22 protein-coding genes are annotated in these 20,485 nt (G+C 38.8%); 14 read left to right on the top strand and 8 right to left on the bottom strand.

Annotation, left to right across the window (positions count from 1 at the left end):
* Window positions 1-246: 246 nt before the first annotated feature.
* Entirely contained in the window at window positions 247-807 is a 561-nt protein-coding gene (locus tag MFF31_RS24550) for an RNA polymerase sigma factor (RefSeq protein ID WP_238191831.1), read from the top strand.
* Entirely contained in the window at window positions 785-1,588 is an 804-nt protein-coding gene (locus tag MFF31_RS24545; RefSeq protein ID WP_238191829.1) for a hypothetical protein, read from the top strand. Before MFF31_RS24550 ends, MFF31_RS24545 begins: the two co-directional genes overlap by 23 nt.
* A gap of 176 nt (window positions 1,589-1,764) precedes the next feature.
* On the opposite strand, the gene MFF31_RS24540 is transcribed toward MFF31_RS24545, so the two are convergent.
* The gene (locus MFF31_RS24540) at window positions 1,765-2,322 is read right to left on the bottom strand and encodes a histidine phosphatase family protein (protein WP_238192264.1); all 558 of its coding nucleotides are present in this window, start codon (window positions 2,320-2,322) and stop codon (window positions 1,765-1,767) included.
* A gap of 400 nt (window positions 2,323-2,722) precedes the next feature.
* Here MFF31_RS24540 and MFF31_RS24535 point away from each other — a divergent pair, with 400 nt between their 5' ends.
* The 3 genes from MFF31_RS24535 (at window position 2,723) to MFF31_RS24530 (ending at window position 4,845) form a co-directional block, all read left to right on the top strand.
* Window positions 2,723-3,442 carry a sensor domain-containing protein gene (locus MFF31_RS24535; protein ID WP_238191827.1) on the top strand — a complete coding sequence of 240 codons (720 nt, stop codon included), beginning with the start codon at window positions 2,723-2,725 and terminating at the stop codon, window positions 3,440-3,442.
* A gap of 86 nt (window positions 3,443-3,528) precedes the next feature.
* Window positions 3,529-3,603 carry a hypothetical protein gene (locus MFF31_RS25500; RefSeq protein ID WP_375541373.1) on the top strand — a complete coding sequence of 25 codons (75 nt, stop codon included), beginning with the start codon at window positions 3,529-3,531 and terminating at the stop codon, window positions 3,601-3,603.
* A 333-nt stretch (window positions 3,604-3,936) separates the two neighbouring features.
* Window positions 3,937-4,845: a putative RNA methyltransferase gene (locus MFF31_RS24530; RefSeq protein WP_309296698.1), complete on the top strand. Its 909-nt coding sequence runs from the start codon at window positions 3,937-3,939 to the stop codon at window positions 4,843-4,845.
* 173 nt (window positions 4,846-5,018) lie between these two features.
* Here MFF31_RS24530 and MFF31_RS24525 read toward each other — a convergent pair whose 3' ends face one another.
* Window positions 5,019-5,354 (bottom strand): GNAT family N-acetyltransferase, encoded by a 336-nt coding sequence (locus tag MFF31_RS24525; protein WP_238191823.1) that lies wholly within the window; start codon window positions 5,352-5,354, stop codon window positions 5,019-5,021.
* A gap of 618 nt (window positions 5,355-5,972) precedes the next feature.
* On the opposite strand from MFF31_RS24525, the gene MFF31_RS24520 reads away from it, so the two are divergent.
* Window positions 5,973-7,184: a NupC/NupG family nucleoside CNT transporter gene (locus MFF31_RS24520; RefSeq protein WP_238191821.1), complete on the top strand. Its 1,212-nt coding sequence runs from the start codon at window positions 5,973-5,975 to the stop codon at window positions 7,182-7,184.
* A gap of 113 nt (window positions 7,185-7,297) precedes the next feature.
* On the opposite strand, the gene MFF31_RS24515 is transcribed toward MFF31_RS24520, so the two are convergent.
* Together MFF31_RS24515 and MFF31_RS24510 are read right to left on the bottom strand one after the other, a co-directional pair.
* The gene (locus tag MFF31_RS24515) at window positions 7,298-7,516 is read right to left on the bottom strand and encodes a hypothetical protein (RefSeq protein ID WP_238191819.1); all 219 of its coding nucleotides are present in this window, start codon (window positions 7,514-7,516) and stop codon (window positions 7,298-7,300) included.
* Between the two features lie 19 nt (window positions 7,517-7,535).
* Window positions 7,536-7,748 (bottom strand): hypothetical protein, encoded by a 213-nt coding sequence (locus tag MFF31_RS24510; protein ID WP_248565566.1) that lies wholly within the window; start codon window positions 7,746-7,748, stop codon window positions 7,536-7,538.
* Window positions 7,749-7,945: 197 nt separating this feature from the next.
* Here MFF31_RS24510 and MFF31_RS24505 point away from each other — a divergent pair, with 197 nt between their 5' ends.
* The 3 genes from MFF31_RS24505 (at window position 7,946) to MFF31_RS24495 (ending at window position 11,955) form a co-directional block, all read left to right on the top strand.
* Window positions 7,946-8,389, top strand: coding sequence for a HEAT repeat domain-containing protein (locus MFF31_RS24505; RefSeq protein WP_238191817.1), 444 nt, complete (start codon window positions 7,946-7,948; stop codon window positions 8,387-8,389).
* 180 nt (window positions 8,390-8,569) lie between these two features.
* The gene (locus MFF31_RS24500) at window positions 8,570-10,975 is read left to right on the top strand and encodes an excinuclease ABC subunit UvrA (protein ID WP_238191816.1); all 2,406 of its coding nucleotides are present in this window, start codon (window positions 8,570-8,572) and stop codon (window positions 10,973-10,975) included.
* Entirely contained in the window at window positions 10,972-11,955 is a 984-nt protein-coding gene (locus MFF31_RS24495; RefSeq protein WP_238191815.1) for a serine hydrolase domain-containing protein, read from the top strand. Before MFF31_RS24500 ends, MFF31_RS24495 begins: the two co-directional genes overlap by 4 nt.
* Window positions 11,956-11,999: 44 nt before the next feature.
* Here MFF31_RS24495 and MFF31_RS24490 read toward each other — a convergent pair whose 3' ends face one another.
* Window positions 12,000-12,749 carry a class I SAM-dependent methyltransferase gene (locus tag MFF31_RS24490; protein WP_238191814.1) on the bottom strand — a complete coding sequence of 250 codons (750 nt, stop codon included), beginning with the start codon at window positions 12,747-12,749 and terminating at the stop codon, window positions 12,000-12,002.
* Between the two features lie 177 nt (window positions 12,750-12,926).
* Here MFF31_RS24490 and MFF31_RS24485 point away from each other — a divergent pair, with 177 nt between their 5' ends.
* The 3 genes from MFF31_RS24485 to htpG all read left to right on the top strand — a co-directional run bounded on the left by MFF31_RS24485 (window position 12,927) and on the right by htpG (window position 16,122).
* Window positions 12,927-13,178, top strand: coding sequence for a DUF7667 family protein (locus tag MFF31_RS24485; RefSeq protein ID WP_238191813.1), 252 nt, complete (start codon window positions 12,927-12,929; stop codon window positions 13,176-13,178).
* Window positions 13,139-14,053: a sporulation protein gene (locus tag MFF31_RS24480; protein WP_309296697.1), complete on the top strand. Its 915-nt coding sequence runs from the start codon at window positions 13,139-13,141 to the stop codon at window positions 14,051-14,053. The genes MFF31_RS24485 and MFF31_RS24480 overlap by 40 nt, the downstream gene beginning before the upstream one ends.
* Before the next feature lie 188 nt (window positions 14,054-14,241).
* Window positions 14,242-16,122 (top strand): molecular chaperone HtpG, encoded by a 1,881-nt coding sequence (htpG, locus tag MFF31_RS24475; RefSeq protein WP_238191808.1) that lies wholly within the window; start codon window positions 14,242-14,244, stop codon window positions 16,120-16,122.
* Between the two features lie 100 nt (window positions 16,123-16,222).
* Here the strand turns inward: htpG and MFF31_RS24470 are convergent, their stop codons facing one another.
* Window positions 16,223-16,678 carry a hypothetical protein gene (locus MFF31_RS24470; RefSeq protein ID WP_238191806.1) on the bottom strand — a complete coding sequence of 152 codons (456 nt, stop codon included), beginning with the start codon at window positions 16,676-16,678 and terminating at the stop codon, window positions 16,223-16,225.
* A 106-nt stretch (window positions 16,679-16,784) separates the two neighbouring features.
* Window positions 16,785-17,369, bottom strand: coding sequence for an ATP-dependent Clp endopeptidase proteolytic subunit ClpP (clpP, locus tag MFF31_RS24465; RefSeq protein WP_282570591.1), 585 nt, complete (start codon window positions 17,367-17,369; stop codon window positions 16,785-16,787).
* Window positions 17,370-17,445: 76 nt separating this feature from the next.
* Here clpP and MFF31_RS24460 point away from each other — a divergent pair, with 76 nt between their 5' ends.
* Window positions 17,446-18,276, top strand: coding sequence for an RNA polymerase sigma factor (locus MFF31_RS24460; protein ID WP_238191804.1), 831 nt, complete (start codon window positions 17,446-17,448; stop codon window positions 18,274-18,276).
* Window positions 18,277-18,555: 279 nt separating this feature from the next.
* Window positions 18,556-19,413 carry a stalk domain-containing protein gene (locus MFF31_RS24455; protein WP_248565565.1) on the top strand — a complete coding sequence of 286 codons (858 nt, stop codon included), beginning with the start codon at window positions 18,556-18,558 and terminating at the stop codon, window positions 19,411-19,413.
* 76 nt (window positions 19,414-19,489) lie between these two features.
* On the opposite strand, the gene MFF31_RS24450 is transcribed toward MFF31_RS24455, so the two are convergent.
* Window positions 19,490-20,407 carry a helix-turn-helix transcriptional regulator gene (locus tag MFF31_RS24450; protein WP_238191800.1) on the bottom strand — a complete coding sequence of 306 codons (918 nt, stop codon included), beginning with the start codon at window positions 20,405-20,407 and terminating at the stop codon, window positions 19,490-19,492.
* Window positions 20,408-20,485 lie beyond the last annotated feature (78 nt).

Below are 20,485 nucleotides of genomic sequence, written 5' to 3'. Positions count from 1 at the left end.
AGAGAAGTACAGATAGAATATAGAAGGATACTGCAAGAGGTCGACGGTAATGTTTTATTTATTTAAAAAGTGTTCTAGCAAATGCCGTTCATTATAGATTTATAAATTCCAATTACACTGTACCTGACGATTTTACTTAGTTGAATTACTCGAAAAGATTATACCAACTGGTCACATTAAGTCCACCTCGATAGTTATACATTGTGAAGGCACATGAAATTAAAAAGAGAAAGGAGGTTAGTAATCATGGAGACGAAGATACAGATCGAACAGGTTCTACAAGGTAATCCTGATGCATTTGAGAGTATTGTTCGGCATTTTGAGAGAAAAATATTTACATTTTGTTATTTCATGCTTCAAAATCGGCAGGAAGCTGAAGACGCAGCGCAAGAGGTCTTTTTTAAGGCATATCAGAATTTGGTAAATTACCGGCATGACACTGATGACTTATTGCTGGCATGGTTGTATAAGATTGCTGCGAATCATTGCAGTACTATGCTCAAAAGGAAAAGAAAATGGTACTTTTTGATGCCGTTATTTAGGAACGATGGTAACGTGAAGAGCGCCGAACAAACATTTTCAGATAAATCCGATGTACAGTTGCAAATGCTTGAGGGTTTGACCATAGCTGAAAAGGAGATATTGGTGTTGCGAGTCATCGAAGATCGACCGTTTCAAGAAATTTCTACGATTTTGGATATTAGCTCTGCTACAGCGCGAAAGCGATTTGAACGGATTAAGATGAAGTTAAAAAGAAGTAGAACCCAATTGGAGGGATCACTATATGAACAAAGATTCGAACATTAATAGTTTAATTCAAACAATGAGGGAGACAAAGATACCCGAAGTCGACATAGCCAGTAAAGTGATGCAAAACGTACATTCCCTCAATGATAATCACCGTATTCAAAAACGGAAGCGACTTAGAATGAGCCCAGTCTGGTTTGCGATTTGTGCATTGGTATTTATTTCAACTGCATCTGTTAGCGCTGCCGCTCTCTTCAATACAAAATGGAATGGAATCCAAGTTAGTATCAGTGAAAATGGAACGGGCACATCCATACCTGCTGACAGCAATGAACAATCATATAAAGAAAAACTTGAGACTGCTTTATCAACTTCAGCAGACGTCTGGGAGACGGTAGCAGTAGATGAAGCAGTGAAACAGTCTTCATTCCCTCTGTTGAGACCACAAGAGAGCAAATTTACACTTGTTAAATCATTTGGTGTAGTACAAAAGGATACAAATTATCGAGTGCAGTCAGCAGATGAATGGTATCTAGGTGGATTTTACGATATATTTTTGTTGAATCAAACGGATATCGTGGTCGAACAAGATTTAAATGTTGAAATGACGAAGACTCTAAAAGATCCTAGCAAGACTTTGTCCATGACCTATAGGGATGGTCCATGGGAAAATGTTCAAATCTCGGATGATGTACTTGCTATGTTTACAGGCAATGGAAATGATAATTATCTAGTAGTAAATTACAAAACGGCTGACCTTAACGTCATTTCTTTAGAAATAAGCGGAGACGTAACAAAGGATGATTTGGTAGCACTTGCAAAGACATACTTAGGAAAATAATTGTATCTAATAGGGCACTTCAACGTGCTCTATTTGTTATTAAGTTTAGAACCTTACCCTGCTGATGTATTTGAACTCTACAAAGAAGAAATGTAGAAACAGCCTAAGGAGATGTTTATGCCCGTATATAAAAACACAGTATTTTTCCAAACCCTATGAACAGGGCTCTTACATAATTAACGCCTGTCCCAAATGCGTTTTACTTCAATAAGTCTCTGACTGTGAAAACTTAACTTATAAATGTCAGGCATATCCAACTGTTTCCAAAATGTGAAATCAAATTTATTATCTAAATAATTCATAATTAATACCATGATATTCCCATGTGTCCCGATTGCTATATTTTTACCTTCATATTGTTCCAAAACTTTTTCGAGCACTCGAACTCCTCTATTCTGGGCAACAATGTTGGATTCACCCCCCTCCCAAGAAAAGGAATAATCCTCCCATACCTTAGCTATTGCACTGTCAAAGTCATCGACGGGCTTTTCAGATAATAACCTTTCTTTAAAGTCTTCTTCTATGACTATTTCATCACCATATATTCCAGTTAACCCTTCAATAGTTTGTATCGCTCTTTTATAGGGACTTGAAATTAGGACATTTATATTTTCATTTTTCAGTAACTCAGTAACTTTCCTAGCATCCTCTTTTCCACGTTCTGATAAGGGTCTATTTAATTCATCGGCGGAATAAGTAGAATGAGCATGTCGAACAAAATAAAGATTTGTAATCAACGAAGTCACCAACCAATCAATTTAGTATAAAACCATAGTTTAACACGTTCATAAAAGTTTTGTCTGTATAGCTGGAGCTACTGTTGTCACACCTTTCTCTTTACACGGAGCGACCACAAATAGTAGGGAGTGACACAATGAAAATCAAAAGAACTTTTACTGGTAGCCAATCATTCTTGAACCTGTTCATGCTGAATATAAGGAAGCAACGGAAAGTGGAAATGTAGAAATTTGTAGTCTACAAGATTCATCTTTTTGCTTCAATAAGTTTATCTGAGCCTAGCCTAAAGTCTAGCATTCAGATACCCACTGAGGCGGTTATGTCTGGAAAATAAGGCAGATATAATGGGGGTATAACTTAGAGCGTGACTAATGAAGGCAAAGGAAGTGTTTGAATATGAAGGCAATAGAAGCAACAGCACAATCGTCAACAGGCAATACGAATCGGGTACTTTTTAATCCCAGAACCTATGCAGCTATTTTCTATTTTTTGTTATCTCTGCCGTTAGGGATTATCTATTTTACAGTAATGATAACGGGACTTGCATTATCAATTGGTTTAGCTCCAATCTTTATCGGAATACCGCTATTTTTTGGAGTAGCTAAGTTGTTGAATGAGATTGTGAAATTTGAACAAAGCTTGATTAGACAATTTTTGGGATTACCTACTCCTCCAGTTCCGTTTACCTACAATCAACAGTATGAAGCTGGGCAGAGCTGGTTGAAGCAAATGACGAGAGTATTTGACAGTGGGCTATTCGTTCGAAATCTGCTACTTGTATTGCTAAAGTTTGTAACAGGCATCGTATTTTTTGTAATTACGGTAACGGTGATTTCATTAGGACTAGGATTACTCGCTCTACCAATCGTGCATATTATTTTGATGAATGAGATACAGGTTGATATTTTAGAAAATAGTTTGTTTAGTTATTTTCAAATGGATTGGAATTATAATCAGCAATATATGGTGTACGCAGGTATAGGCGTAGTATTTTCCTGGATTGCGCTTCGCACTGTAAATGGGCTGATGCAAATCCAACGTAAAATCATGTTTGTAGATGAGGCATATCAGGAAGCTCCTGCGAATACACAAATATATGCGCCTGTTCAATCTTAATAAAAGCCATATTTGCCTATGCTGCATTAGCTAATTATTACTGTATCTTTACTTATTCGTAATCCTCTTGAACTGGATGTGCTGAAATACCAGCAGGAGTTATTGTTGCTTTAATTGGTGCTCCTTACTTTATATATTTATTGATTAAAAGTGATAATTGACGGTACGATGAAATTGGGGCAAACTCCGAGCTATTAAGTCTCTATACTGTAAATAATAGACCGCATACCTTTTCATGAGGGCGGTCTATTTTAGTAAGGGAATAGTGAAGTATACAAACAGATCTCACTATAGTTATACTAAACAGAGGGAGCGGTATCACCCTTCTCTAACAATTGTGAATAGGAGATGTTTGTTCATGATCATCAAATTCATTCGTTTACGTTAATGGAAGGTACAGATTATTTATGCTCAAGTCATTTTTAAAGATATGACCTGAGTCTATTTAACTGTGCCTTTTTCATTTACTAATTACGAATGAATGAGGTGTTTTTGTGTTGTCCGAAAACAATAAAAAGATTATAAACGCACGTCTTCTCTCCCAGTATGAAGACATGTTTAGATGCCCAATATGTTCAACTTCTGTGGAAGTAGTAAATCTTAGCAGTTTAATTTGTTCCAATCATCATTGTTTTGATTTATCTAAGCAGGGATATGTAAACTTGTTGACGCATTCCGTTAAAACAAAATATGATAAAAAACTGTTTGAATCTCGAAAAATGATTAACGAAAGCGGCTTTTTTGATCCGTTAATTAATCGGATTTGTGAAAATATAATGTTGGACTTGGAACCAGTGAGTAAACCAATAAAAATATTAGATGTTGGATGTGGTGAAGGGTCACATTTGTCTGCTATACAACAGAGAGTAGTTGAACAGTCACAATGTAACTTGTTGGGAGCAGGAATTGATATTTCGAAAGAAGGCATTATTATTGCCTCACGAAGTTTTTCTAATTTAATCTGGTGCGTTGTGGATCTCTCACATTGCCCATTTACGGATAAACAATTCAATTTCATATTGAATATATTATCGCCATCCAACTACGCTGAGTTTCATAGAATGCTTAAGGATGATGGAATGGTTATGAAAGTTATCCCCGGAAGTAAGTACCTTCAAGAGCTAAGAGGGATATTTTACAAACAAACAGATAGAAGTGTACATTCAAATGAAAGTTCAATAGCGCTTTTTAAACGTAATTTTGATCTTGTTGACATCCAGGGTGTTCAGTACAGTGCAACAATGGATAATAAGCAAATTGAGCAGATGGTCCGTATGACCCCTTTGTCTTGGGGCGTATCAGAAGAAAATGTTCAACAAGTCTTGGGTAAGACGAAACTAGAAATCACTTTCGACTTTTTGGTCTTGCTTGGTAAGAAAATGAATGCTCATAGAACTAATTAATTAAACATGTATGATCAAAAAAGACTAATAGTTACGCTATATTGGCCGAAATAGTAAAAAGAGGGGCATCAAACCCCTCTTTTTGTTATATATTAGCTTTTCGGAATTCTGTGATTAGTATACTAATGTACTCTATTAATTGAATAAGTACGTGTGTAAGGGGAGTTAAACCATTATTTTGCAATAATGTATATTTCTTGTTCAGCACCATATCTTAGAACCGTCTGTTCCAATTTCATGCCTACTCTCTCTAATAACTTACAAGAAGAGAGATTAGCTGTTTGTGTCCCCCATTCTGGTAGCAATTCGTATGAAATCTCAGTGTTTATACCATCAATATGGTTATCTAATGACACTATTCCAATAAATTCATTATTGCTTTTCAACCGAATAACCAAAAAAAAAGAATCTGTATTTGAGCGTTTTAATGTATCCAAAAACTTATTTAATGTATGTTCCTCAGGGATCGTCCCACCTAGGAGCTCTCTTACTTTCTCGTTGGTATACATTTTCTTCAATCTTCATAATCATTTTTATTTAACCTAACTAAATTACATCTATTTGTTTCCAATCATGGCTCCTCCTTATCTTATTTTTCAATAGTATCAACATAGCATGTTGTTCAATGTAAGCGCAGAAGGTGCAATCTGTACAGATGATGTAACGCTTCAAATGGAATAAATTGCGTCTACTATTTTGATAGCGCTTCATTCATACTATAAAAGTTAAAAAAGTACTTGTTGTTTGGATGGGAGGTTCATTCAATCAAGTAGGAAATATAGAAAGAGGGATGATTATTGATTTAGTAGTAAGTTAGAAAGTGAAAAACAAGTGCCACTAACATGAAAAGGTAGTGAGTACTAGGCTGCAGAATGCAAGCATGTAAGCGCCGATTTTCTTGGCCCGTGCTATGCAATTGTGTGGCCTCTTATTTGTTTAATGGAAAAAATCAGGTACACCATCTGATGCATGAATGAATAACAGCATTTAATGGCAATAGTAACTTGAGAAGAAAAAGGTTATCAGAACTACAGCAGTGAAAATGTCGTTTTCTACTATAGTAAATGGTCAGTTTCACTCGGTGCACTTACATTCAGTTCATTGGGCGATGAAGAAAGGATATGTTTATGCAATACATCTGGGGAGTACTTGGAATATCAGGAATATTTTTAATTGCGTTTGCTTTTTCTAAAAATCGTAAGGCGATCAAACCGAGAACGGTAATTGGCGCTTTTGCAATCCAGCTTATTTTTGCGTTCATCGTTTTGAAATGGGAATTTGGTAAAAAAATGTTCGAATATGTAGCCTTGGTCGTTCAAAAAGTTATTGATTCATCAAATGCGGGAATTCAGTTCCTGTTCGGCGGAATTTTAGGTGCGGATAATGTCGGCTTCACATTTGCACTGCAAGTATTGCCGATCATTATTTTCTTCTCTGCTTTAATATCAGTTTTATATTACTTAGGCATTATGCAATGGGCAACTCGCATCATTGGTGGATTATTAGCTAAGGCGCTTAAGACAAGCGAGAAGGAATCGATGTCGGCTGCTGCTAATATTTTTTTAGGTCCAACAGAAGCTCCGCTTGTTATTAAACCTTACATCGAGAGCATGACGAAGTCAGAGTTGTTTGCTGTAATGGTAGGGGGACTTGCGTGTGTGTCAGGTGCTGTTCTAGGCGGATACGCAATGCTTGGCGTTCCAATTGACTACTTGCTTGCAGCGGCGTTCATGGGAGCACCTGCGGGGTTGTTGCTAGCTAAAATTATAGTTCCGGAGACGGAGCAAATTAGGGTCGATCATGTTAAATTCGAAAAAGATACAGAATCAAGGAATGTCATTGATGCCGCTGCTCGAGGAGCTTCGGAAGGTTTGAAAATAGCTGCTGGTGTCGGTGCAATGCTACTGGCATTCATTTCGCTTATTTTCTTAGTTAACACTATTATTGGCTGGGTTGGCGGCATATTTGGTTTCGATTCTTTGACGCTTGAGCAGATGCTTGGCTACCTATTCGCGCCGATTGCCTTTATGATTGGTGTTCCATGGGATGAAGCAATACGTGCTGGTTCGTTTATCGGTCAAAAGTTTGTATTAAACGAGTTTGTAGCATATACATCTTTTGCACCAGAAATTGTGAACTTGTCTCCTAAAAGTGTAGTCATCATTAGTTTTGCGCTATGTGGATTTGCCAATTTGGCTGGTATTGCGCTCATCATCGGTGCTATGGGAGGACTTGCTCCTTCAAGAAGACAAGATATCGCTGAGATGGGACTGCGAGCAGTTATTGCAGCAACATTAGCTAACCTGCTAAGTGCAGCAATCGCGGGTATGCTTGTTTAGCTCAGAAGATTATTGAAAAGGTGATTATTCCCCAACATTCGAGGGGGATGGTCGCCTTATTTATTGTAATCAAGTCCTCAATTCGTTTACTTTTTCTCTTGGAGCATTTTCTATTACATCATCTTTCTCCGATAAGCTTCTTCAAGCAATTGTTTTAAACCTTCGCTTCTTTTGCTAATAAACGTTTCCCAAAATAGTTTCCCTTTTTCACTTAATTCATGATCAGAATAGCTGCCTTCTTCAAATTTTCCCCAGCATCCATCCTCGGTAAGTTTATCCCATCCCATAAAATCTGCAAAAGCACGATTCTCGGAAGGGATGTCTGAGCCCATAGACCTCGTTTTGACATGTTCAGGGCATAACTGCAATTAAAGTATTCAAATGCATAGGAAGAAAAGGGCCGAATTGTTCAGTAGCCCCTACTGATAAAATGACAGTATCTGTTCCACTGTCTGCAATTTCAGTTGTTGTGTTTGTATAATTAAGTATAGTATGACCTCCTGTGTGACTATCATAAAAGACTAATTCGACAGCAAAACGCACAATACCTATCAAGTATGACAAGCGGCATGATATAATGAAGTCTAATATGTGAAACTGATCTTCAAGTAGTTGAGTTCAACTGGAGACGATTCGGGAAATAACCCGTCTTTTATGGGTAAATTATAGCTATCACGTATGATGTTTAACTTAGATCTGGAAAGTCTAATTGTATCGGTTGATCACAGGTTTAAAATTACAAATGGAATGGGTTGGATCACTTGGAAAACATTGAAGAACAAGCTGAAATAGCTTTGGATTATGAGCAACTGAAAGTATTAGCTAATCGTACATCTAATTGGAGAGAGCGCTTGGCTGCAGTTGAACAATTAGGTAATCTTGATAACGAGAAAGCCATCGATGTATTGATGCACAGAATGAATAATGATTCCGTGTACAAAATTCAAGAGGCTGCTTACCGTGTTCTTAGAACTCTAGGCGAAGATGTTCAAATGCCAGCAAAGAAAAAAGGCGATTCATTTAAAGGATCGAACAAAATTATGCTTAGAATTAAAAAGAGCTTGCCGAAAGACCATACCGTTGCTGAATTCGGTGAGAAGTTTAAAAAGATGCGTATCGACATGTATGACACGTACGAAGGTCAAAAGGGCGACGAGTTCGATCAATGGCTTGAAGAAACGTGGAATTCGTTAACAATTAGATAATATGTTTTCAAGAGGCTGCCGAGCGATTATGCTCTGCAGCTTTTTTTTGTTATTTGAGAATGTGTTATTACTCAAAGTGAGCTATTTACAACAGAACGTATGTACGTTATGTTGAAGTGGTGGAATTGTAAATAAATAGTTAACACTTTGCTATAAATCCAGTGACATTGGGGTGTTAAGGTGAGAAGTGAATGTATTGAAATCAAAGGTGCAAGTATACATAATTTGAAGGGTATCGACGTAAGCATACCACGCAATAAGTTGACTGTTATTACAGGTGTGTCGGGAAGTGGTAAATCTAGCTTGGCGTTTGACACGTTGTATGAAGAGGGGAAACGTCGTTATCTCTTATTTTCTGGAGCTCAATATATGACGGACGTTACTTCGAAATTTGACTCGATAACAGGTTTGTCTCCTACAGTAGCAGTGGAGCAGCGGATTATTCGTCAATCCAATCCAAGAAGCACAGTAGGCACACGATCGAAGGTTGGCAATTTGTTAGCTCTTTTATTCGCCTCACATGGAAAGCGTGATCCGGAACACGATGATAACCTGCCACTTTCGATGGAGTTTTTCCAACGAAACTCTGCCAAAGGCATGTGTGTCAAATGTTTAGGTAGTGGACGCTATCATGAGATAAACGAAGATGCCATAATCCAGAAGGACATGTTGATTAAACATATTTTCGATGGTTTCTTAATGAAGCATCGACATCACAAGAGCAATTTCAAAAAGTTCTGCGAGCTTTATCAAATAGATGTTAACACCGCAATTGGTACTCTGTCAGAGGAGATATTATTTCTTTTTAAGTATGGTTGTCGCAAAAGTGGCTTTGTTGGGGCGGTCGTTGTTTTTCATGATATGCAGAAGCATTGGACAAGCAAAAATATCCGTAACAACTTGGCAGACAAAGAAATTATTCTGTGGGGGATTAATGCAGCTCCAATTACATGTCCAAAGTGTAAGGGTCTAGGTCTTGGTGAGCAGGCCATTCACACGACAATTGCGGGTAGGACCATTTCCCAGTTTGAACATATGTATTTGAATGAGCTGCTAGTTTTCTTCCAGAATAAGAAAGATCAATTACCCGGCAAAAATATGATCGACGATATTATCACAAAGCTTCAATGTATGGTTGATGTCGGTTTACATCATCTGTCACTTTCACGTCAACTGCCTACGCTTTCCGGTGGAGAGGTTCAACGTCTGTTTCTCGCTTCGATTATTATTGCGGAGATGGATTCTATCACCTTTATATTTGATGAGCCTACAATTGGTCTTCACCAGTCCGAAAAGGAAATGCTGATTACAATAATAAAAAACCTTGTTGAGCGTGGTAATACGGTCATTGTCGTTGAGCATGATGAGAAATTTATGCATGCTGCTGACTATATCATCGATATAGGTCCTGATGCTGGGATACACGGCGGTGAGCGAATATTCCAAGGCACCTTGGAACAGTTCCTGACTTGCAACAAATCTAGAACAGCTTCTTATTTATCAGGCGAGCAAGCAATGAATACCAAACAATATTTTAAACCGTTAACTGATGCCAAGCTGCTTACAATAGCAAATGCCAACTTGCACAATTTACGTAATGTTACTGTTTCTATACCGTTAGGGTTAATGGTAGGAATCGCTGGCGTTTCAGGCAGCGGCAAGTCGAGTTTGATCAATGCTACACTTGTGCCAAAGTTGAAGACATTGTTAAAGGGCAAGCTTATACATGAAAATGAAGAGGACATGCCCCAAGTAGATGATGGGACCGTGGTAACCGGGACGGAGCATATAAAAAAATGTATCGTTGTTGATCAGAAACCAATAGGCAGAAGCAAATCATCCTGTCCAGCTACATATACAGGAATTGCAGATCGAGTCCGCGCTCTATTTGCCAAGACGCCTGAAGCGATTGACAACGGTTATACGAGTGGGATGTTTTCGGTTAATTCCGAAGGCGGCTGTAGAACATGCAAGGGAGAAGGCTTTACACAGTTTCATGTTGGACATGGCAATTGGCTAGATGTTGAATGTGAGATGTGCAGCGGAACAGGTTATGTTGAGGAAGCTTTAAGCGTCACGCTGGGCGGCAAAAACATTATAGATATAATGGCGATGAGTGTAGCTGAAGGTGTGAAGTTTTTCGGAAACGAAGGTTCGGATGGTTATGACAAAATAGCTGCTGACATTCTGATGATGCTGGAACGTGTTGGACTCGGATATATGACTCTTGGACAGAAGACACCGACGATTTCTGGCGGTGAAGCTCAACGAATTAAGCTTGCAAAGGAGCTATGCAGGCATAAGGGATTTGGCAATGTGTATATTTTAGATGAGCCGACAACAGGTCTTTCTTTTTCAGATAGAGAACGATTAATAGATTTAATGCAGCAGCTTGTTGATAGCGGGAACACTGTTATTGTGACGGAGCATGATCCTACTGTACTGGGGCACTGTGATTACATTATCGAAATGGGACCGGGTGGAGGAAGCGGTGGAGGATATGTAATTGCACAAGGTACACCGCAACAATTAACGGAAACCGAACAGTCAATGATTGGGAAATACTTAGAGCAGGTGAATGTATGAGTGATGAATGGAAGTTCTCTACCCCTGAAGCAGTAGGAATGAACAATAACATTTTCGAACAGGTAGATGATTATATTAAGCAAAAGAGGTATCGGCTAATAAACAGTATTCTGGTTGTAAAAGACGGAAAAATTGTTTTCGAGCACTATTATAATAAGTGTAATGAGCAAAGCAAAAATCATATAAGATCGGTTTGGAAAAGCATACTTTCCATAGCAGTAGGAATTAGTCTGAATAAGGGTTATATCAAAAGTATAGATGAACCAATTGGGGCGTATCTTCCACAATTCTCGCTAAACAAACATCCCTTTCACAAGCTTATTACGATTCGCCATCTACTTACGATGTCATCCGGTATTTATTGGAACGGAGGTATTCATTATCATTGTCCGATGTTAGCACAAATGATGAGATCAAAGGATTGGATTGCACATATCTCCGATATTGACATGAACAGTGTGCCTGGCACACATTTTCAATATAAAGAGTGGGATGTTATTTTGTTATCTGCATTAATTGGGCGAGCTTATGAAGGAACAGCGTATGATATTGTGCAAAAGCATCTTTATGAACCGCTTCAAATTGCAAGCGAGGAGTGGCCGCGAAGTTCATGTGGGATATCCTATCATGCGGCAGTTGGTGAAGAAAGATCTAACTTATCAGCCAGAGATCTAGCCAAAATCGGAATGTTATTTGCCCAAGAAGGGACATGGAAAAGCAAGGTGATCGTAACTTCCGATTATGTAAAACAAGCGACAGCACCTGTCTATACAAATGTTTCAATTGATGAATCAACGAATGGATATGGTTTCCTATGGTGGTTACTACCAGGAGGATATGGTGCTAGAGGTTCTGGTGGCCAGGAGATCAATGTTATGTCTGAGAGTAATTTAGTTTCAGTCATTCAAGCAACTCCAACCGCTTCTTCAAAAAGCTACAGCGACATACAAGATTTTTTAATGCGAGCTATAATTCGATAAAGGGGTACTCGACGATCGAGTATCCCTTGCATTAGACTTATGATTTATTTCCTCGCGATAATCATAAATCGTGCTGAATTTGTCCTAATGCCTCTTTCGGTTCCATTATCTGCAATAAAGCGTTCAAGTATTTCGAAATCATTTGCGCTTTGCCCAAAGTAAGGAACAATCGGCGTGTGCTTGAGTAGAAAGATCAAATCTTCCGCAGTTTCATAATAATCAGCCGAGTTGAACTGAAGTGTCTGAATATCAGTAAATCCAGCTTCACCTAATTCAGCAATATAACGATCTTTTAACGTATTCTCTGGTGTGCCAAGAGCTTGTCCTCTTCCAAAGGCAAGTTTAATATTGATTTTATCGTTTTCTGCAACTTGCTGCGTGAGGAACACGCCGTCGTTGGCTAACACCTTTGCGATTTCTTTTGCATCAAACCCGGAATGTCTGCAAGAGACTACATTAAAGAAGTTTTGAGGAAACTCAAGCTTCCCAGCATCCATTTGCATAAAGCGTATGTTACGTTTGCTAGACTGAATCAAATTGTTTGTTGCAGTTTCAATCATTCCTGTAGAGAGATCAATTCCCACCAAAAGAAGAGCAGAGTCTGCTATAGATAATACGGCTTCTCCGCCACCAGTACCGATATCAAGTAATAGATCTGATTTCTTGCAGTGCTTTACTACTTCATTGTAAAAGTCCCATAGTACCCCGTCTGATACTGATTTCACGTTGCTGAAATCCCATCCGATAGATTTACCAACAGCATCATAAAAGTTTTTGTATTCTAATGCATTCATAGTAGTTCCACCCCCGGATTCATCCTATCTGCAAGATTGTTCCAATTATAATTTGAAATGGGTTGTCATTCAACAATAACTTTCATCATCATAAGAGTGTCAGGTGTGATAGCTGCGATTTGGGGCAATGATTAGAAGGAATGAACATTTTTCCAGCCCGAAAGTAGGTTATCCGTCATGATTGGAATTCACCCTGTACATCGCAGACTTGCGGAGTTAGCACTCAAAGCAAAACAACTTGGTGATTTTAAACATCTGTCTCCCCTTGAAAAGCAAGAACTTTCTCACTGCTTATCGGTAAATTTAGAGCTTATTCGGAAGCTTGATTCCTTGAAGTCTCTAGCTTTTATCGCTTACGATTGCGGAGATGTTTCTTGGCATTTGGACATATGCGCAGAGATAGAAGCAATCGAAACGAAGCTTCTCTAATGGGGAGTGGTCTTTCCTTCAATAAATTTGGTATGATAAGAGATGTAACTATTCCTAATCTGCAAATTACTATTTTTTCGAAGGAGAGAATCAAAATGTCATTTTTTAATCGAATGATGGCCAGTGTAGGAATTGGGGCTACAAAGGTGGATACACTTCTTGAGAAAACATCGTATTATCCCGGCGAGGATATTCGAGGTGTTGTTCGTATTGAAGGTGGACAAGTGGAGCAAAAGATCGAAGGTATTGATTTGTCCATCATGACTTACTACGTGAAAGAAGTTAATGATAGTAAAGTACAACAAAATGTTGAGCTTGGAAGAATCCGAGTAGCGCCTCCATTAACTGTAATGCCTAATGAGAAGAAGGAAATTGGTTTTTCATTCCGACTTGCCCCAAATACACCGCTATCTATCGGAAGAACTCCGGTATGGATCAAAACAACAGCAGATATTCGCTCTGCTATGGACCCGACGGACAATGATCGCATCGAAGTCATTCCATCGAATCCTATGAATGTTGTTTTGAGAGCAATTGAGTCACTTGGCTTCCGACTAAGAGAAGCTGAAACGGTATATGCACCGCGTCTTGGAGATGCTTCTCCGTTTGTACAGGAGTTCGAATTTGTACCACAATCAGGTCCTTACCGTGGTCGACTAGACGAATTAGAACTTGTATTTCTTCGTAATCGGATTACTGAGCTTGAGCTCTTGCTCCAAATTGATCGTAAAGGATCGAGCTTGTTCGGCATGTTTGCAGAAGCAATGGACATGGACGAAAGCTTCGTAAGAGTTACAGTATCTCAATCAGATATTGAACGCGGCCCAGAACATGTAGCTACACTTCTTCATAATGTTATTCAAAGATATGCGTAACTCGAACTTGTAGCGGAACATATAAGGACTGCATTGTCAGCACCAAGTTGCTGGTTAATGTGGTCCTTTTTCTTGACAATTAAAAAGAAATTATGGTATATAAAAGGAAGTGTTAGCACTCTGATTAAATGAGTGCTAACGAAACATTCGAATAATAATGGAATTTTATTTTGAAAGGAGCATTTATTGTGGCAAAGAAGCAATTTAAAGCAGAGTCAAAACGATTGATGGAGATGATGATTAATTCCATCTATACTCAGAAAGAGATTTTCCTGAGGGAGCTTATCTCTAATGCCAGCGATGCGATAGACAAAATATATTATAAGGCGTTATCCGATGACAGTCTTGTTTTTAATAAGGAAGACTATTACATCAAAGTAACAGCAGATAAAGCAAATAGAACGTTAACGTTAACAGATACAGGTATTGGTATGACGCAACAAGAGCTTGAGAACAATCTTGGCGTCATTGCTAAGAGCGGATCATTGGCATTTAAAGAAGAAAATGAATCTCAAGATGGACATAACATTATCGGTCAATTCGGCGTTGGCTTCTATTCCGCATTTATGGTAGCTGATGAAGTAATCGTTACAACAAGAGCACTTGGAAGCGCTGAAGCGTATAAGTGGACATCCAAAGGTGCAGACGGCTATACAATTGTAGTAGGTGAAAAAGAGAGCGTTGGTACGGAGATCGTTCTTAAAATTAAAGAGAATACCGAAGACGATCAGTATGACGAGTATTTGGAAGAATATCGTCTACGTGCGATTATTAAAAAGTATTCTGATTTTATTCGTTATCCGATTAAGATGGACACGAAGAGTCAACGTCCTCTTGAAGGCAGTGAAGAAGAACTTGAAGAGTTTGTGGAAGAGCAAACAATTAATAGTATGGTTCCGATCTGGCGCAGAAATAAAAATGAGCTTACCGAAGATGATTATACTGCTTTTTATGAAGAGAAACGTTACGGTTTTGATAAGCCATTGAAGCATGTTCACATAAGTGCGGATGGTGCTGTTGTATACAACGCAATTCTTTACATTCCAGAAAATACGCCGTATGACTATTACACAAAAGAATATGCCAAGGGACTAGAGCTTTACTCGAATGGTGTACTTATAATGGACAAGTGTGCGGATCTATTGCCGGATTACTTCAGCTTCGTGAAAGGTATGGTCGATTCCGAGGATCTTTCTTTGAACATATCAAGAGAGCTCTTGCAGCATGATCGCCAGCTTAAGCTCATCGCAAAAAATATTAAAAGCAAAATTAAAAGTTTGCTGCAAAGCATGCTTAAAGATGATCGCGACAATTACGATAAGTTCTACAAAGCATTTGGCCGTCAATTAAAGTTTGGCGTGTACAATGATTATGGTATGAACAAAGGTGATTTGCAGGATCTGCTACTATTCTCTTCATCAAAAGAGAAGAAGCTAGTTAGTTTGGATGAATACGTATCGCGTATGCCTGAGGATCAGAAATATATTTATTACGCAGCTGGTGAGTCTATCGAGCGTATCGAGAAGTTGCCACAGATTGAAGTTGTTTTGGACAAGGGTTATGAAATCTTATACTTCACGGATGATATTGATGAGTTCGCAATCAAAATTATTATGAACTATAAGGAAAAAGAGTTTAAATCAGTATCAAGCGGCGATCTTGGCTTTGAGTCGGATGAAAAAGACGAGACGACGGCGGAAGAAGAAAACGATAATAAAACGCTGTTTGACGAGATGCAAGGCTTGCTTGATGGTAAGATTAAGACCGTTAAAGCTTCTAAGCGATTGAAAAGTCATCCAGTATGCTTGTCCACCGAAGGAGATCTTTCCATCGAGATGGAAAAAATCTTGAAAGCAATGCCTGATAGCGGCAATATGAAAGCTGATAAAGTGCTTGAAATTAATGTGAATCATGAAGTATTCGCTTCATTGAAAAAAGCACATGGTTCAGATAAAGAGAAATTCAACCTCTACACGCAGCTATTGTACAATCAAGCGTTGTTGATTGAAGGTTTGCCAATTCAAGATCCAGTTGAATTTACGAATGATATTTGCAAAGTAATGGTATAGTTTAATTGCTTGCTTATAGCTGGTGAATATTAAAAAGAGACCGATCAAGCATCTTAAGCTTGCTCGGTCTCTTATTTCTAATGCGCTATTAATCTCGTTATCACTTATGCCCAAATACGGATACATCGATCGTATCGCGTCTTCTGTTATTTCTACAATTTCTTTTTCTTAATGCGTGTGCTCTAATTTCCAAAAATTCGCCTGGAACATTAAACGTTCTGGAGAACGTCTCACCAGGTGCAAGCCTGAATCTTTCCAAAATACCAACTCTACGGCCGTTCTCAATAATAACTAGTGAGAAGACAACACTGGAAACAGAAGTAAATCGATTGTCAGCATTAACACGAATCGTTCTGTACTTTCTTACATCAATGCCACGATTGCGTTGATTGTTGTTGTTGTTGTTGTTGTTGTTGTTGTCGTTATTCTGATCTTCATCTTTGTGATGATGGTGGTGATGATCATGATGATGATTTTCTGTCACTATTCTAGTAGTGCCGGGGCGTAGTCTAAAGCCCTCACGTGGCGTTCTGAACAGCAATTTGTTCTTAGCCATTACATTCACCTTCTTCTTGTAAAGTACTATATGCTATGAGAAAGGAATAGCATTCGCTTGTACTTTTGACCAAAGGTGATTGTCTCCCCGTTATTAACCTAATCTATTATAGTGAAGTTATGACTTTATCGATAATCCCATACTCTAGAGCTTCTTCAGCACTCATAAAATAGTCCCGATCCATATCCCTCTCGATACGTTCTATCGTCTGCCCTGTTCGTTCAGCTGTAATTTGATTCAGCTTCGCTCGTGAATTCAATATCCGCTTGGCGTTAATAGCAATGTCACTAGCTTGCCCGCGTGCACCGCCATGTGGTTGGTGAATCATAATTTCACTATTAGGAAGTGCAAACCGTTTACCCTTTTCACCAGCTAGGAGCAACATCGCACCAAAGGATGCTGCAAATCCAGTACATATCGTTTGAACATGAGGTTTGATATATTGCATCGTGTCAAAGATAGCGAAGCCGGCCGTTATGGAGCCGCCGGGGCTATTAATATACATATGGATGTCCTTGTCAGGATCATCAGCTGTAAGAAATAGCAATTGGGCAATAACGCTGTTAGCCATTTGATCTTCAATTTCAGATCCAATAAATATAATTCTGTCCTTGAGCAATCTGGAATAAATATCATAGGATCTTTCACCGCGATTCGTTTGTTCCACGACGTAAGGGATAGGTATGCTCATCGAAAAAACCTCCATGTATTCGAATTGATGTAACACTTGAAAAACGAATACATGCGTCATAAGGATACGGATATCATTGAAAAAAAGATGGATTGACTCGCGTATCTTTTTAATTATTCTAAACGTATACTTATCACAGATGCTGCTTGCCAAAAAAAAGCGAAGTGCTGGTGAAGGAGGATTACAGATGCGTGAGAAAAGTACGATAGGGATTAAGCACAAATCGGAAGTGGAAATAACAGCTCTACAGGAGACATTGTTGCGATATTGTCTTATGCTGACTCGTTCAATTGAAGACGCTAAAGATTTGTCACAAGATACATGGGTGAGAGCGGTAGGGAATTTAATGGTTTGGAATCACGTCAACCCAGAAGCATTCCTATTGCGAATCGCTAAAAATAGATGGATAGACCTTTGCCGAAGGAAAACGATATTAATGGATCGTTTAAGCAGAATGTATGAGCCGGACGTGGAGCAAGAAAGCTGCACATTGGAGGTGCAGTCCATTTTTCAGAGCATTTTACATTATCAATCACCACTGCAACGTTCAGTGTTTATTCTTCGCGAGGTGCTAGGATATTCTATCGAAGAGACAGCGAAATTGCTGGAAACAACTGAGGGCGCTGTGAAGTCAGCTCTTTATCGTGCTCGTCAGACGTTGGAAGGGATTAGGAAGGAGCTTCTAGAAGAGGGCGCTGAGCCTGCACAACAAGCAGATCACATTCAGCATTTGCAGCAATTAGTGGCTGCTTATTCGCATGGGGATGTTGACGCCTTGATTAGATTGCTGCAAAGGGATCATTCAGCACCTGCTGTTATTACTGCGATTGGATATTCGATGCCATCGATAAGAGCTTCACACACCTATACAACCCATTCTCAGTTTACAATGAGTATGTCTGCGTAGTACCGACTCAGAATAAAGTTAAGAAATATGGAGTCAATAAGTGAATAAACGAATGAATGCAGCTCTCCATCCGGGGGCTGCATTTTTTGTATCACTTACAGTAATTAACTAGGGGAAAAAATAATATTAGGAATTTTTAACCAAGTAAAAAGGAGGAATTTGAATTATTTTGTCGAATATTTCCTGTCATGAGTCTCTAGAGATGTCAAAAAGATTAATTCGCCATCAATGCGTTTTAATAAACAACAGGTTATTTTGGGAGGTAACATCGAAATGCATATGAAGAAATCAGTATTTGTAGCATCATTACTAGCTTGCAGCTTAGTGTTCGGAACTGTAGGCGTAGTAGCATCAACAGGAGTAGAGAAAGTTCAAGCAACACTTAACCACAACATTAAGTTTTTGCTTGATGGAAAAGCGTGGAAACCTAAAGATGCTGCTGGAAAAGAGTTATCTGCGTTGGTATACAAAGGATCAACGTATGTTCCACTTAGAGCAGTAGGTAATGCATTAGGTGCTGAGGTCGATTATAACGGAAAAAACTTGACAATAACGATTGATGGCTCTGATGATGGTGTGCCTTATTTGGATGATAAAGACGATAAAGACGATAAAGATGACAAAGACGATAAAGGGAATACGAGTGGTTCTGGCAACAGCACGGGGATACCTAAGAGTACTGGAGGAATCTTTACGTACCCTCTAAATGTAGATGAAGAAGACGCAGCTGCTGGAACGTTAAAGGAGCATGCTCTCGCAATCATTAAGATGTATGGAAAAGCGCTAGAAACGGGAAATACTTCCGACTTTGAAGCGTATGTTGACAATAATGTAGCGATCAAAACAGGTAAAAACTATGTTAGTGGTCGTGAATTTTCTAAAGATAAATTTGAAAAAGAAGTAAAGGGCTCGCAAGAAGTTAATGACAATAAGACAATAGCGAGCTACGGTAAGGCACTTCAAGCGATAAAAGCCGATGAATTAGAAATTAATAGCACGAATAAAAGTGAATACAGTGTAGATATTAGTTATAAATTTTACCCAGATGACTGGGATGCATTTAGCTCCATCTATATATACTTCTACTTCGATAAGACAGATGAAAACACTTATGTACTAGATTACATTTCTCTATAAGTTAATAAAATAGTGAATGCAGTTCTCCTATCGAGGGCTGCATTTTTTTTGTGGACAACTATAGATTAATCTATATCTAATTGTCTCTATAACGATTAAGCATCTTTTCGAATTTACTTTTAAGCAGTACCCGAAGTTTTGCAGGTTCTATGACTTCGGCATCTTCTCCAAAACTTAGGATGATGTTTACAAGCCAATGATACATAGCACGGTCATCGACTTGAAGTCGCATCGTAAGTGAGCCGTCTTCATGGAATTGTTTGTCCGCAATATGTAATTGATCCAGTGCTCGTGCAAGTGATGTGGCAGAAATATGAATAACAACGTTGTTCAGCACACGGTCTGGATGTACATAATCTTGAGGTTCATTGTCATTCATCGTATGGTTGTTATGGAAATGTAGCCCTGTTTGATTCAAATCTGTTATGCGAGATAATTTGAATTCTCGATAATCTGATCGCGTTTTACAAAAAGCGAATAAGTACCAGGAGTCGAATTTATAGAGCAGCTTGAGTGGTTCGACTGAGCGCTCCACTCGTTCATTTTTGGCATTTATATAGCAGAATTGGACGATAGTTTGCGACGAAATAGCGTCTCTTAGCAGTTGCAAAGATTTTCTGTAAACAGGACGGCTTCCTATATCCATAGAAAAGGTTGTATTTTGCTCGCTGCCTTGAATCGTTTGTAATCTTCGTATCGTTTCTGATGCTTTGTCATCCTGAAACACTGTGGATATCGATTGCAGTACACTAACCAACGATCCAACGTCATACGAGCCAAGCAAGCTCTTCTCCATCTTATATTGTTCCATAATTCCGTACCCGCCATTAACTCCCTGATAGGAGACAATGGGGATACCCGCAGCACAGATAGTCTCGATATCTCGATAGATCGTCCGTTGTGATACGCCATACTTCTCGGCAAGCTCAGAGGCAGACACAATATCATTATTCAGCAACATATATATCATGGATATCAATCGTTCGAGCTTCATTGCCTTCACTCCTAGCAGCATTTAATCAATTTGAATCTCAGCAGTTATTATACCACGCAAGAAGGGCTGCCTCATCGT

The organism is Paenibacillus sp. L3-i20, from assembly GCF_022180385.2.
GTDB lineage: Bacteria > Bacillota > Bacilli > Paenibacillales > Paenibacillaceae > Pristimantibacillus.
The sequence above is the reverse complement of the archived record's forward strand: the minus strand, read 5'-3'. Positions and strand labels throughout refer to the sequence as shown.

Bases quoted from the DNA above. Each gene is read 5' to 3' on its own strand.
- MFF31_RS24480 (WP_309296697.1), top strand. From the start codon at position 13,139: ATGCGCAGAGATAGAAGCAATCGAAACGAAGCTTCTCTAATGGGGAGT.
- MFF31_RS24470 (WP_238191806.1), bottom strand. From the start codon at position 16,678: ATGGCTAAGAACAAATTGCTGTTCAGAACGCCACGTGAGGGCTTTAGA.
- MFF31_RS24455 (WP_248565565.1), top strand. From the start codon at position 18,556: ATGAAGAAATCAGTATTTGTAGCATCATTACTAGCTTGCAGCTTAGTG.
- MFF31_RS24515 (WP_238191819.1), bottom strand. From the start codon at position 7,516: ATGGGCTCAGACATCCCTTCCGAGAATCGTGCTTTTGCAGATTTTATG.
- clpP (WP_282570591.1), bottom strand. From the start codon at position 17,369: ATGAGCATACCTATCCCTTACGTCGTGGAACAAACGAATCGCGGTGAA.
- MFF31_RS24525 (WP_238191823.1), bottom strand. From the start codon at position 5,354: ATGTATACCAACGAGAAAGTAAGAGAGCTCCTAGGTGGGACGATCCCT.
- MFF31_RS24535 (WP_238191827.1), top strand. From the start codon at position 2,723: ATGAAGGCAATAGAAGCAACAGCACAATCGTCAACAGGCAATACGAAT.
- MFF31_RS24545 (WP_238191829.1), top strand. From the start codon at position 785: ATGAACAAAGATTCGAACATTAATAGTTTAATTCAAACAATGAGGGAG.
- MFF31_RS24490 (WP_238191814.1), bottom strand. From the start codon at position 12,749: ATGAATGCATTAGAATACAAAAACTTTTATGATGCTGTTGGTAAATCT.
- MFF31_RS24450 (WP_238191800.1), bottom strand. From the start codon at position 20,407: ATGAAGCTCGAACGATTGATATCCATGATATATATGTTGCTGAATAAT.
- MFF31_RS24485 (WP_238191813.1), top strand. From the start codon at position 12,927: ATGATTGGAATTCACCCTGTACATCGCAGACTTGCGGAGTTAGCACTC.
- MFF31_RS24550 (WP_238191831.1), top strand. From the start codon at position 247: ATGGAGACGAAGATACAGATCGAACAGGTTCTACAAGGTAATCCTGAT.
- MFF31_RS24495 (WP_238191815.1), top strand. From the start codon at position 10,972: ATGAGTGATGAATGGAAGTTCTCTACCCCTGAAGCAGTAGGAATGAAC.
- MFF31_RS24520 (WP_238191821.1), top strand. From the start codon at position 5,973: ATGCAATACATCTGGGGAGTACTTGGAATATCAGGAATATTTTTAATT.